This window comes from Cupriavidus sp. 30B13 (assembly GCF_049059565.2).
Taxonomy (GTDB): Bacteria; Pseudomonadota; Gammaproteobacteria; order Burkholderiales; family Burkholderiaceae; genus Cupriavidus.
Genome location: NZ_CP188224.1, coordinates 2,488,226 through 2,501,067, shown reverse-complemented (window position 1 = coordinate 2,501,067; position 12,842 = coordinate 2,488,226). Strand labels below are relative to the sequence as shown.

General features: G+C 60.5%; 10 protein-coding genes and 1 pseudogene. 5 read left to right on the top strand and 6 right to left on the bottom strand.

Features of this window, described 5'->3' with window-relative positions:
- The first annotated feature begins 72 nt into the window (after window positions 1-72).
- The 3 genes from ACKI2N_RS30250 to ACKI2N_RS30240 all read left to right on the top strand — a co-directional run bounded on the left by ACKI2N_RS30250 (window position 73) and on the right by ACKI2N_RS30240 (window position 3,836).
- The gene (locus ACKI2N_RS30250; protein ID WP_420992378.1) at window positions 73-357 is read left to right on the top strand and encodes a hypothetical protein; all 285 of its coding nucleotides are present in this window, start codon (window positions 73-75) and stop codon (window positions 355-357) included.
- 183 nt (window positions 358-540) lie between these two features.
- Window positions 541-2,079 (top strand): hypothetical protein, encoded by a 1,539-nt coding sequence (locus tag ACKI2N_RS30245; protein WP_420992379.1) that lies wholly within the window; start codon window positions 541-543, stop codon window positions 2,077-2,079.
- Between the two features lie 674 nt (window positions 2,080-2,753).
- On the top strand, window positions 2,754-3,836 hold the full coding sequence (locus ACKI2N_RS30240; RefSeq protein WP_426990869.1) for a hypothetical protein: 1,083 nt from the start codon (window positions 2,754-2,756) through the stop codon (window positions 3,834-3,836).
- Window positions 3,837-4,342: 506 nt separating this feature from the next.
- Here ACKI2N_RS30240 and ACKI2N_RS30235 read toward each other — a convergent pair.
- From ACKI2N_RS30235 to ACKI2N_RS30225, 3 genes and pseudogenes are all read right to left on the bottom strand, one after another.
- Window positions 4,343-4,702: pseudogene (locus ACKI2N_RS30235) on the bottom strand (aminotransferase class III-fold pyridoxal phosphate-dependent enzyme); the annotation flags it as partial.
- Window positions 4,703-4,775: 73 nt separating this feature from the next.
- The gene (locus ACKI2N_RS30230) at window positions 4,776-5,456 is read right to left on the bottom strand and encodes a helix-turn-helix transcriptional regulator (RefSeq protein ID WP_420992381.1); all 681 of its coding nucleotides are present in this window, start codon (window positions 5,454-5,456) and stop codon (window positions 4,776-4,778) included.
- Between the two features lie 429 nt (window positions 5,457-5,885).
- Entirely contained in the window at window positions 5,886-6,968 is a 1,083-nt protein-coding gene (locus ACKI2N_RS30225) for an alkene reductase (protein WP_420992382.1), read from the bottom strand.
- A gap of 163 nt (window positions 6,969-7,131) precedes the next feature.
- Here ACKI2N_RS30225 and ACKI2N_RS30220 point away from each other — a divergent pair, with 163 nt between their 5' ends.
- A complete protein-coding gene (locus ACKI2N_RS30220; RefSeq protein ID WP_420992383.1) occupies window positions 7,132-8,049 on the top strand; it encodes a LysR family transcriptional regulator in 918 nt (305 codons plus the stop codon).
- Window positions 8,050-8,159: 110 nt separating this feature from the next.
- Entirely contained in the window at window positions 8,160-9,104 is a 945-nt protein-coding gene (locus ACKI2N_RS30215; RefSeq protein ID WP_420992384.1) for an oxidoreductase, read from the top strand.
- A gap of 283 nt (window positions 9,105-9,387) precedes the next feature.
- Here ACKI2N_RS30215 and ACKI2N_RS30210 read toward each other — a convergent pair whose 3' ends face one another.
- The 3 genes from ACKI2N_RS30210 to ACKI2N_RS30200 form a co-directional block, all read right to left on the bottom strand.
- Entirely contained in the window at window positions 9,388-10,512 is a 1,125-nt protein-coding gene (locus ACKI2N_RS30210) for a Fic family protein (protein WP_420992385.1), read from the bottom strand.
- 238 nt (window positions 10,513-10,750) lie between these two features.
- Complete coding sequence (locus tag ACKI2N_RS30205) at window positions 10,751-11,680, bottom strand: MBL fold metallo-hydrolase (protein WP_420992537.1); 930 nt, start codon at window positions 11,678-11,680, stop codon at window positions 10,751-10,753.
- Window positions 11,681-11,855: 175 nt separating this feature from the next.
- Complete coding sequence (locus tag ACKI2N_RS30200; protein ID WP_420992386.1) at window positions 11,856-12,554, bottom strand: hydrolase; 699 nt, start codon at window positions 12,552-12,554, stop codon at window positions 11,856-11,858.
- Window positions 12,555-12,842: the final 288 nt, after the last annotated feature.

Below are 12,842 nucleotides of genomic sequence, written 5' to 3'. Positions count from 1 at the left end.
CCGGGCAATCGGCGTTTCTCGGCACTTCCATCGTCAATACGCACAAGCGCGCTCATCAGCGGAGGGCGTCCCATGCGTAAACACACTGCCTACGGCATCACTGCCGAACATACCGGCGCGGACATGTTTGTCACCGCGCATGCGCCTTCCGAAAATCCCTTGAGTCTGGCCGCGGAGAAAGCGGCGCAGTTGAATGCGTTGTTGATGGCGGCCAGCGAGCAGGTTGACGGCTCAACTTGCGCCAGTCATGTCGCGAGGGAAGGGCAGAGTCGTCTCCTGGCGCTGGCCGCAGGGCTTGCGCATGAGACGGCGATGTTGAGTGAGCTTGCTGCGCTGGGTGGTGAAGGGGGGATGTGACAGCATGACAATCAGTCGATGGTGTTAATCAATTTGTAGGGGAGGCGCCGCAAGGTCGATTACCTTGCGGCGATTGTATTTGAGTATTTGATTGGCTGATAAAATAGCTAATGGCATATAGCCTGAACTGGCAGTGCTCAGCAATATGCCCATCGATATCCCTACATTGCAGAGATGAGACGCATGTATCATCACTACAAGCCGCTCCGTAACTATCTTCGGAAATTCGGTGTTGGAAAAAGCTTTGAGGAGCTATGGGGTTTCTTCCAGTATCTAAGCCATGATGGCCGCGCAATTCCCGTTTCCTCGCAATGGCAACAGTTGAATTTCCGACGAGATATTTTTCCTTGGGAACTTGGGATTCTCACGCGGGAGATTATATTGAATGCACAGAATGTCGGTTCGGCTTCGCTTCACATCTATGATGATTTCGCTGGTGCCATAAACCGAATTCGAAATCTGGATGAGAGGATTTCAGGCGAACATGTGAGTCAAGATAATATTCTCGAGCATCTCCACCGAATTGCTCATCAGCAGTTTCCATGGCAGCGTCGGAATGCTGAGGCTGAGCTACTTCGCTATCTGAAAATCTTCGGCGAAAATCACGTCGAGCAGGTGATAAGGAATAGCACCGGTCTGTCAATGCGTGATCTGTACGTGATGGGATTGGCTATCGGTGGCTCGCTGCTCCGTCAAGCAGGCATTAACGCGAACCAAGATTTCACCCGATTTGGTATCCCATTGAGTCGCACGCGAGATTTCCTATCAAGGATGAGAATTAGTCTAAGTGACCTAAAGAGTAAACTGAAAGAACTTCAGCGATTCGATGACTCGTGGGCCTACACATGGAATCCGCTCGAAGCAACGCCTCTCGTCTCGGTGGATCCAAATAATCCACATCTGCTCCATTGTCCCATTCCCCCATTTATGATGCGCCGATTTTCCGCGGGTATTTATTATGAGGTGGTCAATGCGGTGGATTTTGACAATGCCTTTGGTTCCTCCTTCGAAAAATATGTCGGCGACGTGCTGCGGGAAATATTTCTCGCTCGGCGGTTCGAGGTGGTTAGGCCAGACTCCTATTTGGTAGGGAAGGACGTTCATCATGGAGCAGATTGGATCCTCAGCGATAAAACTGCGGTGCTATTTATAGAGTGTAAGACGAAACGATTACCTGTTGCTGGAAAATATTCGATCAACCTTGATGAGTTGGGTGGGCAGCTTGCATATCTTGCGGCTGCGATCGTTCAATCGTATAAGAACATTAATGATGTGATTGAAGGGTATTCGAGTTGGAAGCCAAGTGGTTTGCCGATTTACCCTTTGATCGTCACACTTGAGGACTGGTATCTATTCAGCCCGACTGTCCACTCTAAGCTTAGGGAACAGGTGGAACAGAGACTCAAACAAGCGGGCTTGTCCGAGTCGCTTGTTTTCACTATGCCTTACTCCGTTACCTCGATCGATGAGTTCGAGAGGGTAGGGAAAATCATTGCGCGAACAGATATCGATAAGCTCTTCAGCCTAAAAACGCAGGAAAAGTATCAGAGTTGGCACTTCTCTGGATTTACATCGGAGTTTTTCACTAGCGAACATGGTAGCTATAAGCATCTTTTCCGCAATGAATGGGATGCGCTTCTGGCTGATTTTGAAGCAAACGTATTCTCCGACGTCAGTGCGAGAGGGAGCGCATTGCGGGCGCAACGGCGCCGCGCTGAGTGATTCCATGAAATGTCTCCCCGACGAGGTTCAGCCCCCAAAAAGTTGGGGCCGAATGGCTGAACCTCACTTTCTCTCGCGTAGCGCTTCGACTCAAAACGACGTATTTCTATAGTCGCGATACCGCGGGTACTGTTTTTCGGATCAGGTGCCGTACCTCTTGGCCGCAGTCAGGACCTTGCAGTCGACTAGCAGGCTAGTAAGCGTAAGTTCAAAAAACAGGACAAAACCTGTCAATCTGGTCGTCAACTGACGGGATTGGGCGCCTCGATTTCTTCCCTTACACTAGGCTACCCCCACGGTGGGGTGCGGAGAGCACTGCTCCAAACCGATATTTCAGGCTTTGGTAGCCATATTAATTGGCAACTCGGTGCAAAGACTACTCCGTATCTACCGGTCATAAGAATGAAATCCCTGTCTATGAGCAGGATTCTGTGTGTCCTTGCCTCCTGTCAGAGTGCGATGCTTGCTCTGTCGGGGGCGTGCCGCCTGTGCCGTATAGGAGGTTGTCACGCGCACGGCGACAATGCCAACAGGAAGAAAAAAGGAGCTTAATGGCGAGTCACAGAAAGTCCCCGCAGCAACAATCGCAGCCCTCCCTCCAGGCGTTGCTAGGCGAACCCAAGGACCTGTTCTTAAGCGCGCTTCCGCCGCTTATAGGAGCGGCCAAAGTGCTTATGTCCCCCGACCCGCTCAAGGCTGCAGGACAAGAAAATCATACATGGTATAGCATTTTTGCTGCGCTTGGCTTGACCATGACGTTCGCCATGCTGGTGATATTGTCCAGCGATGGCGCACCTTTTGCAGACCCATGGACGTCGCTTTGGATAAACAAACTCAAGTTCAATGTCCAGCCTTCGTACAATTGGGAGGTTCTGCTCCGCTGTGCGGCGTGGGTGATCGGTGCATGTACCATCGGCTATCTGGTTAGCTTGTTCGCGGGGATGCAACTAAAAGACGAACCCCGCGAGACGCGGGAGCGAGCAGTGAAACTGGCTGGCTACGCGGCACTTTGCACCGCCTACACGTATGCGGTCACGTTGTTATTGATTTGCGCATTGGGATGGCTCTTATATGCACTTAAGATACCCATTTTCATTTTCGAGTGGATGATAGCGTCGACGATTATTGTCATCCCTTTCACTACTTGGCAAATGGCGAAGATTCTCCAGCGTACTTCATTACGCCGAAAATCGCGCATTCTGTTTTCACTGTTGATAAGCACGACTACCATTACGAGTTGTTTGGTCGGTGTGATTCTCGTTATGGACAGCCTGGACGCAGGACTACTTAAATACGGTCGCGCGGTAAACGCTGTCCGCAGTACTCCCGTCGCGGTGGTTGTTCAAGCCTGTGCAAAAGCGTCAACGGATGTGGTATGTGCCGTCACGTTGTTTCCGGGAAAGTGGCAGGACTATGAGCTCATTGGTGACTGGAAGCTGGAAGATGTCCCCAAGCCGAACGATGGTCACCCAGTCCGTCTCAATTGGCATCCGGGCAAGGAATCGGATCGCCAATTTGCACTTGTCACCCTAGCGGCGCGTAAGGATGTCACTATCGAGATCCGCATCGCAGCCTCATTAGTCTGCAAACCGGATGGTACGTTCATCGCCAAATATGATCGTTTCTTCGCGGCTCAAGGACGAGTGCTTGGTGAGCAACACGACGTACCCCAACAGATGCGCCTGCGGATCGACAATAGGGAGTTGGGTTTTGTTGAAATGATGGAACAGGCCTGCCTTTCGGAGGACTCCGCATAGCGACTGCCGGCAGGGCGGAAGGTCATCTGGTTTAGTGCAAGAGGCAATTTCCGAGTCGACTCGGGCACTTCTCACGCGGGCGTAGACGCAAATTATGCTAAACGTTCGCATGGCACTTGCCTATGGGCTCTGCGCAATCTATGAGCTTACAGCACCGGGTATCTCTACTTTGCGGGAAGGCGGTGGTTTTTGGGAGTTCGCAAGAATAGCAAACCACTAGATCGAGAGCTACGACCTAAGGGCATAAGGATCGACCTCTATCGCGATTGAACGGCTGGAATTCCTCCCGACGAGGACATTTGGCCCGGCATGTCCAGATGACCGAGAAGGGTCCACAAGCACTCTAGCCCCCCCCCCCGCAATCCCGCGAAGAGCCCATTAAGCTCTTCGCCGATTTGCCTAGTAGCCGTCCAACTATCGAAGCCCACTCCCATGCATAATTCCCCACGCGATGTCATTCGCGCAGGGCAGGCGGGAACCGGCGCGCGGCGCCTGCCTGCCGCGGGTTACCGCTTCGCGCTGGTCTTCTCGATTGCCGCGCGCAGAATCGCCAGCGCTTCCTCGGCCGTCTCCGCTGGGGTATTCAGCGGCGCAAGCAGCCGCAGGTTGTTCCGATGCACGCCGCACCTGATCACCAGCAGGCCGCCTTCCCGGCAACGGTCGATCACAGCCTGGGCGAACTCCGCATCCGGCTGCAGCGGATCACCATTTCGCACGAACTCCAGCGCCAGCATCGCGCCCACGCCGCGCACCGTGCCGACCCCGGGAATTCGGCTGCCAGGCGCTCCAGTCCGGCCCGCAGCGTTTCGCCCAGCGCGCGCTCCGGACAGGATCTGCTCTTCCTCGAATACGTCGAACACGGCAAGCGCTGCCGCGCAGGCGAGCGGGTTGCCCGCATACGTGCCGCCAAGCCCGCCCGTTGCTCCAGGTCCTCCCGGTTCACGTGGCCCCTTCTTCGTTTCTGTCGCCCAGAATGACCCCGTTCTTTAGTGCCTGTATTTGGGCAAGTACATTGTGTCGGACCTCTTCAGGCAGTATGGTCGGCAGCGGTGACGCCTGGCGAAGTTCCTGGGCACGCCTCGTCCGGCCAAGAACCTTGCGCCATGAGCGCCGGGTGAGAAGTGTCTCCCACTCGTCCCAGAGGGATTGGGAGCGAGCGTCTCCCTTGGAGCGCCATTGCCGCAATGTATCCCTGGCGCGTTCGAGCAGCGCAGGATCTTCCTGAATCAGCCGGATTGCTTCTTTGTGAAGCGCCATGCTTTGAAGATCTTGTGCCTGATGCCGCTGGGAATCCGTGGTGACCAGCACCTGCACCAGGGGGCGCGCGCGTCTTGACGTTGCTGCCGCGGAGGTCGCCGGGGGCGGCTGGAAGGTATCACCAGCCAGCAGGGCCAGGTCACCAGCAACGCCGAGGGCCGACATGACCCGGAGGTACGTGCCGATGGTCGGCGCGGGGTCTCCGGCCTCGACCGAGCCAAGTGTGGTCCTGGAAATGCCGACTCGCCGGGCCATCTCGACCGTGTTGATGCCCTGCGCCTTCCTGAGGCGCTTAAGGCGGTCGCCCAGTTGGAGCAACAACTGGCGTTCAAGGACAGAAGAGGTATCGGCGAATGCAGACATATGTTCATCATATTAGACAGGATGAATTTTCTTGTCCAATATAATGAACATTTGATGGTGGTTTCCAGTACAGTGAGTCTGGATGTGGGGGCACCCCGGAACCGTCTTGCGCATGGCGCACTCCTGCGGCCTAGCAATTTGCGGTACTGGCCCCGCTCAGCCAGCCGCCCCCCGCCGGCATTGCCTCGATTCCGGCTATACCGCGATCCAGCCAGCCAACCTGCCGCCCACTCTCAGCCAGCCGCCATAGCCAATCAGATATTGCATCGGCGGCACGCCGACCGTTCGTGCAAAGCGCTGGGGTCGAGCGGGGCCGGCCGGCCCCGTGGGTCAGTGTGGAGCAGGAGGGGGCTGGGCACGTTTGGAAATACGACTTTTCCCTCGGCCGGCCGAGGCAACCGACCCCGGCCGACCAGTCTTGTGCCAGTCCTAGGCTCGGGCCAGTTCGGTGTACCCCTGCGCACCGCCCCCGAAGAAGGTGGCCGCCGGTGCCTCATACAGCGGCACGTCCGACCGCAGCCGCTCAACGAGGTCGGGATTTCCAATGAAGGGCTTGCCGAAGGCGATCATGTCCGCGTGACCGGCAGCGGTGGCGTTCAGGGCGCGGTCCCGGTCGTATCCATTGTTGGCAATGTAGGCGCCGCCGAAGGCTGCGCGCAGGGCTTGCACGTCGAACGCTGCGGCGCCGTTGCCGCCGTGTAACTGCCCCTCGACGGCATGGAGGTATGCCAGGCCCATCTCGCCGAGCCGGCGAGCCAGGTAGCCGTGCGTTTCCATCGGCGTGCTGTCCAGCGGCGTGTCCCCTATCGCGGTCGAGAGCGGGGAAAGGCGAAGCCCGACGCGATCGGCGCCCCAAACCCCGGCGACAGCTTCCACCACTTCCAGCGGCAAGCGTGCGCGGTTTTCAATGGAGCCGCCGTAGCGGTCTTCGCGGTGGTTTGTGCTGTCGCGCAGAAATTGCTCCAGCAGGTAGCCGTTGGCTGCGTGTACTTCCACGCCGTCGAACCCGGCTTCCTTCGCGCGGCTCGCGGCCCTTCGGTAGTCTTCGACGATGCCGGCGATCTCCTCGGTGGCCAGTGCCCGCGGCATCGACGGCGGCAGGTGTCCGGCTTCGGTAAAGACGTTGCCGCCAGCCTGGATGGCGGACGGCGCTACCGGCGCGGCGCCGTCTTCCTGCAAGCTGACGTGCGACATGCGGCCCACGTGCCACAACTGCATCACGATGCGGCCACCCGCCGCATGGACGGCGTCGGTCACGGGTGCCCAGGCATCCACATGCGCATCGGTGTAGATCCCGGGCGTGTAAGCGTAGCCCCGGCCCTGGCGAGAGATGTTGGTCGCCTCGGTGATGATCAGGCCCGCCGACGCCCGCTGTCCGTAGTAGTCGACGGCCAGCTGCGTCTGGACACCGTCCATGCCTGCGCGCGACCGGGTCAGCGGCGCCATGGCGATGCGGTTGCGGACGTCGATGGCGCCCAGGCGGAAGGGGGAAAAAAGAGATTCGGAAGACATGGCGACTCCAATGGCTGTGTGCGGATGCGGTGTGGAAAGAGTGTTGCCGCCTGTCTGCCAGGCAGGGGAGGCAACCTCTCGGTGCAATGGAGTATGTGCACTGCCTGTTCATTCATCCAATTTATTTATTGGATTCCAGTTATTTCCCTGACAATATATCTGGATGCGCTACGACCTGAATCTCTTGCCCGTATTCCTGACGCTCATGGAGGAGCGAAGCGTCACGCGTGCCGCCGAGCGGCTGGGGATGACGCAGCCGGCGCTGTCCAACGCCCTGGCGAGACTGCGGGACTTGCTGCAGGACCCCTTGTTCATTCGCGAGCGCTACGGCATGCAGCCAACGGAGAAGGCCGAATCGCTGGCGCCCGGCATTGCCGCCGCGATCGGCCAGCTGGACGAGCTGGTACTGGGCCAACAGGGCTTCGACCCGAAGAAGGCGGAACGGCTGTTCATACTGGCGCCGAGCAGCTACGTCGAGTTCGTGCTGTTGCCCGGAATCGTCGCGCGATTGAGCGAACGGGCACCGGGAATTCGGCTGCGGCTGGTGCCGTTTGGTACGGACCTGGCCGAGACCGGCGTGGGCTCCGGCGCTACGGCCATGGTGCTTGGCCGCATTGTCGACCCGCCTGACAACCTCGTGGTGCAGCCCCTGATGGAAGACGGCATTGCCTGCGTGGTGCGCGCTGACCATCCGCATGTGCACAAGCGAATGTCCAGGCAACAGTACGAGCAACTCAAGCACGTCAATGTGTTGCCACCGGGCCGCCTGCGCGCGGGCCTGTTCCAGACGCTTCAGCGCCAGGGCCTTCGCCGCGAGGTGGCGATATCGGTCACGCACTTCCTGGCCGTTCCGGAACTTGTTGCCGCCACGGACTATTGCGCGACGCTACCTGCGCTGATCTGTCGCCATCTCGCAAGCGATGCCCGGCTGAAGATACTGGCCGCGCCAGTGGACCTGGGGACCTTTCCGGTGGATATGGCCTGGCATGTCCGCTACCGCCATGATGCCGCGCACCAGTGGTTGCGTGAGCTGGTCACCGAAGCCGCTCGCGAAATCATGCTTCGCAAGACGGCAAAGTGAGCCGCAACGGAGGGAATGCATCGATTCGATGCTCCGTAACGGAGGCGGACGCGCGTCATCGCCACAGTGGTAGTCTGCCTGCTTGGCCAACTACGCGGGCGAATGCCATCATGAGCGGAATCTGGAGCCTGTCTGATGTCCCGTCGCAGGACGGCAAGCGAATTCTGATCACCGGGGCCAATAGCGGCATCGGTTTTCACGCGGCGCGGGTGCTGGCGCAGAAGGGGGCGAACGTGATCCTGGCATGCCGCGACGTGCGTCGCGGCGAAGCGGCGCTGTCGCGCCTGACGGCCAGCGATCCCGCGGTTCGCGCCGAGCTGGCCATCCTCGACCTGGCGTCTCTGGCATCGGTCCGTGCGTTTGCGCAGCGCGAGCTTGCGGAACTGCGTCCGCTCCACTTGCTCATCAACAACGCCGGCGTGATGGCGCCACCGAGGCGACTGGAAACCGCGGATGGTTTCGAGCTTCAGTTCGGCACCAATGTGCTTGGCCATTTCGCGCTGACGGCGCTGCTGATGCCGGCGCTGGAACTGGCGGCGGCATCGGGGCATGCGCGCGTCGTGACGATTGCGTCGATCGCCCACAAGCGGGGGCGCCTGGACTTCGGCGACCTGCAATCCGAACGGCGCTACTCGCCGATGCAGTCGTATCAGCAATCGAAGCTCGCCGACTTGATGTTCGCGTTTGAGCTCGACCGGCGTTTGCGCGCGGCGGGTTCGCGGGTGATGTCGGTTGCCGCGCATCCGGGCGTGGCAAATACCAACCTGTTCCGCGCCGGAAAGCACTCCGCGATCGAAAGCGCGCTGCGGGCCGGGGCGAGCCACCTGATCGGCATGCTGCTGAACAGCGATGAAGCCGGCGCGCTGCCGACGCTGTATGCGGCGACCTCGCCGGCCGCGGCCGGCGGCGGCTACTATGGCCCGACCGGCTTCATGGAGATGCGCGGCGACCACGTGGGCGACGCCGCCGTTGCGCCGCAGGCGCGAGACGCGGAAGCCGCCACGCGCTTGTGGCAAGTGTGCGAGTCGCTGACGGGGGTGCGATTTGCGCTTTGAGGCGGGCTATCGCCATCGGCCGGTTCTGTTGCCCACGGCACCGGTCCAGCTTTGCGGCGCCCCCCCCCTCGCGTCACATCGATCGTCCGGGATGCATCCCGGACGACGAAACCGTCCGGCGGTTTCGGCAGCGATAGCTGCTTAGCCGATCGGCCCGTCGCGTGCGGTCCCGGTCGGCGTATCTTCCCGGTCCCCAACATCGGCGCCGCAGATGCCGCAATGCAAGCTCCCGACAAAACCGCAGAGCCCGTGCCCAGCAAAGCGGCGCAGCTACGGCAAACGTCTACAAGCCCGAATCGTCGAGCTCGTAAGCCGTGCTGCGCCCGCCGCCGGCAGTCTTGCGCAATGCGCCATAGCCGATCAGTTCGTTGATGTCGCGCAGCGCCGTGTCGGGCGAGCATTTGGCGATGGCGGCCCATTTGCTGCTCGTGAGCTTGCCGTCGAAGCCATCCAGCAGCCGGTTGAGCAGCTTTACCTGTCGCTCGTTCAACGGCGTCCCGGCCCAGCGCTGCCAGAAGCGCGCTTTGGCGAGCACCGCGTTGAGTGTGCCGTGCGCGCTGTCGACCGCGCGCTGCAAGGTGCCGAGGAACCATGCGAGCCACGGGGTGATGTCGAGGGTGTTCTTCTGGGTTCGCTCCAGGATCTCGTAGTAGGCTTTGCGCTCGCGCTGAATCTGCGCCGACAGGCTGTAGAAGCGTTGCGGGCTGCCATCAGCGCGCGCAAGCAGCAAGTCGCCCACCGCGCGGGCGATGCGGCCGTTGCCGTCGTCGAAAGGATGCAGCGTTACGAACCACAGATGAGCTACACCTGACTTGATCAGTGCTGGCTCAGGCGTCGTGGCATTTGCCCATGCCAGGAAGCGGTCCACCTCCACTGGCAATCGCGCCGCGGGTGGCGCCTCGTAGTGGACTCGCTGCCGATAAGCCGGGCCGGACACCACCTGCATGGGGCCGGTGGCGTCATCGCGCCACGCGCCGACATGGATGCGCGCAAGGCCGCTATAGCCCGTTGGGAAGAGGGCAGCGTGCCAGCCGAACAGACGCTCCGCGGTCAGCGGTGCTTCGCATCGGCCCGTCGCATCCAGGACCATCTCGACGATACCCTCGACATTGCGATCGACAGGCGCCAGCGCTCCGACCTCCACCCCGAGCCGCCTGGCAAGCGAAGACCGCACCGACTGGACGTTGAGGTGCTCACCCTCGATCTCGCTGGTCTTGACCACGTCCTCGGTCAGCGCGGCCAGGCTGGCCTCGTCGCGCAGGGCCATTCCGATGTCCTGCAGGCGTCCCAGGAGCAGCCCTTGGGCACGGCTGACGTCGGCCAGCGGCCCGGCAAGCGCTCCGAGGTCATAACGCCAGCGTGGCCAGTCGGCTTCCTGCCAGATATAGAGTTTTTCGCCGCTTTCCATGCGGAGATTGTGGCAAGGATTTGGCGCATCGGCAAGTTTCTCCGCATTTATTGCGGTGATTACGCGGCTTATTCACCGCAGATAAGCACCTGTAACGCGGAGCCCGGGCCGGTTTGCCACGTGCTACAGCACGGGCGAGCACGAAGGTGGAGGGATCTTGCGCGCATCGGTCGAGCAACACGGAGTGTCCGCCAAGCTGACAACGGGGCGCTGACACCATCCGCGCCGGGCGGAGACGCTACTTGCCCGGCTCCGCGACGTAGTTCACGGGAACCCATTCATACCGGCCGCCCGCTTTGCGAATATGCCCGAGGCCGGGGAAGGCAATGTGGGCCGCGCCGACCAGGTAATGGTTGGCCGCGAGCATGTCCATGACGGCGCGGCGGGAGCGTTGCGCGCTGGCCGCGTTGCTGTCGTACTTCACCGTCGCCTCGGGCGTGCGCATCTGGATGGCGGCCACGTGCACGATATCGCCCCAAACCAGCATGCCTTCTCCCTGGCTTCTGACGAGATAGCCCGTGTGGCCGGGCGTATGTCCGGGCAACGCCATGGCTTGAATGCCGGCCTCGAGTTCCATGTCGCCGCTGAACGGGCGGAATTTGCCGGCAGCCATATAGGGCGCGACCGAGGCAGCGGCTGCGTCGAAGAACGTGCCGAGGAAGTCCGGTGCCCGCGCTTTGCTGGCGGGACTGAGCCAATAGTCCGCCTCCGCCTGGCTGGCGCGGACGATGGCGTTGGGAAACGCCATTTTTCCTGCGGCGTCGACGCCGCCGACGTGGTCCTTGTGCAGGTGGGTGAGCAGCACTTCGTCTACCTGCTCCGGCTGGTAGCCGGCGGCCCGCAGGTTGGCGAGCAGGTGTCCGCAGCAGTCGCCGTAAAGCACGCCTGCCCCGGAATCGATGAGGACGAGCTTTTCACCTGTGTTGACAAGGAAGGCGTTGATGGAGCCCTGGACCGGCGCACGCAAGAAGTCGCTGTCGAGATCGCGCTGGATGGTTGCCTTCGTCGCGCCTTCGACAACCGCATCGACAGGGAACGCGTGGGTGCCGTCGAGGAGGGCGGTTATCTCGAAATCGCCGACCATGATCCGGTGAAAGCCCGGCCCCTGCGTCCGCACCTGGGGTGCCGCTGCCTGGGCGGCGGGCATGAAGCCGCTGCCCAGCGTCATGGCAAACAGGAGCCATGCGCCGGCCCGGGTGATGCGCTGGAGAATTTGCGTCGTATTCATGGTGGTATGAATCGGTGCCTGGCCATCCTGCCACAGCGCAGGACGCATTGGAGAGCCAGGGTGGCAGGAGGCGCCGATTGACGCGCGCCCTCCGGCCTGCCCTGTCGAGGTGGCTTCAGCGGGCGATGACCGGCGCGTGGACCGGAGCCAGCGATTCGTGCGGAGTCTGCGTGCGTTGCGGTGCCTTGTGGACCATCGTGTAGGCGTAGTCCACGCCCAGGCCGTAGGCGCCCGAGTGTTCCTTGGCCACGTTCATGACCGCGTCATAGGTTTCGCGGTTCTTCCAGTCGCGTTGCCATTCGAGCATGACTTGCTGCCAGGTCACCGGCACCACGCCAGCCTGCACCATTCGCTGCATGGCGAAGTCGTGCGCTTCCTTGGTGGTGCCGCCCGAGGCATCGCCCACCATGTAGATTTCGTAGTCGCCTTCGAGCATCGCGCACAGGGCGAACGTGGTGTTGCAGACTTCGGTCCAGAGGCCGGCGACGATCACCTTCTTGCGGCCGTTGGCCTTCAGGGCGTCACGGACCTTCTGGTCATCCCACGAGTTCATCGAGGTGCGCTCCAGCGTCTGCTTGCCGGGGAACACGTCCAGCAGTTCGGGGTAGGTGTAGCCCGAGAACGAGTCCGACTCGACCGTCGTGATCGTGGTCGGGATATCGAAGATCTTGGCGGCCTTGGCCAGGGCGACCACGTTGTTCTTCATGGTCTGCCGGTCCATCGACTGGACGCCGAAGGCCATCTGGGGCTGGTGGTCGATGAAGATCAGCTGGCTGTTTTGCGGGGTCAGGACTTCTAGCTTGGCGTTCGACATGATTGGCTCCAGTTCAGGTTTGAATATGCGGTTTGCGGCGGAATTGCCGGGTCAGGCTTGCCATGGCCATAGGGGGCGTGGCGGTTCTTCAATTTCGGCGACCTATTGCGCTGGGATTTTTGCGCTGGGATTCTATTGTTCAAAAATTTGAACTTCGAATCTTGGTTGCTGCGCCGTCATTGATGGGAAATATAGCGGCCTGGGTGCGTGGATGCGGTAACGCTTATTGCATCGCATATCCAAATAATTTGAACAAGATTCCGGGCGTCGATCTTGAGCCGCCAGACG

What these genes read in the sequence shown, in the direction of transcription:
- ACKI2N_RS30250 (WP_420992378.1), top strand. Translation starts at nt 73, where the DNA reads ATGCGTAAACACACTGCCTACGGCATCACTGCCGAACATACCGGCGCG.
- ACKI2N_RS30245 (WP_420992379.1), top strand. Translation starts at nt 541, where the DNA reads ATGTATCATCACTACAAGCCGCTCCGTAACTATCTTCGGAAATTCGGT.
- ACKI2N_RS30240 (WP_426990869.1), top strand. Translation starts at nt 2,754, where the DNA reads ATGTCCCCCGACCCGCTCAAGGCTGCAGGACAAGAAAATCATACATGG.
- ACKI2N_RS30230 (WP_420992381.1), bottom strand. Translation starts at nt 5,456, where the DNA reads ATGTCTGCATTCGCCGATACCTCTTCTGTCCTTGAACGCCAGTTGTTG.
- ACKI2N_RS30225 (WP_420992382.1), bottom strand. Translation starts at nt 6,968, where the DNA reads ATGTCTTCCGAATCTCTTTTTTCCCCCTTCCGCCTGGGCGCCATCGAC.
- ACKI2N_RS30220 (WP_420992383.1), top strand. Translation starts at nt 7,132, where the DNA reads ATGCGCTACGACCTGAATCTCTTGCCCGTATTCCTGACGCTCATGGAG.
- ACKI2N_RS30215 (WP_420992384.1), top strand. Translation starts at nt 8,160, where the DNA reads ATGAGCGGAATCTGGAGCCTGTCTGATGTCCCGTCGCAGGACGGCAAG.
- ACKI2N_RS30210 (WP_420992385.1), bottom strand. Translation starts at nt 10,512, where the DNA reads ATGGAAAGCGGCGAAAAACTCTATATCTGGCAGGAAGCCGACTGGCCA.
- ACKI2N_RS30205 (WP_420992537.1), bottom strand. Translation starts at nt 11,680, where the DNA reads ATGACGCTGGGCAGCGGCTTCATGCCCGCCGCCCAGGCAGCGGCACCC.
- ACKI2N_RS30200 (WP_420992386.1), bottom strand. Translation starts at nt 12,554, where the DNA reads ATGTCGAACGCCAAGCTAGAAGTCCTGACCCCGCAAAACAGCCAGCTG.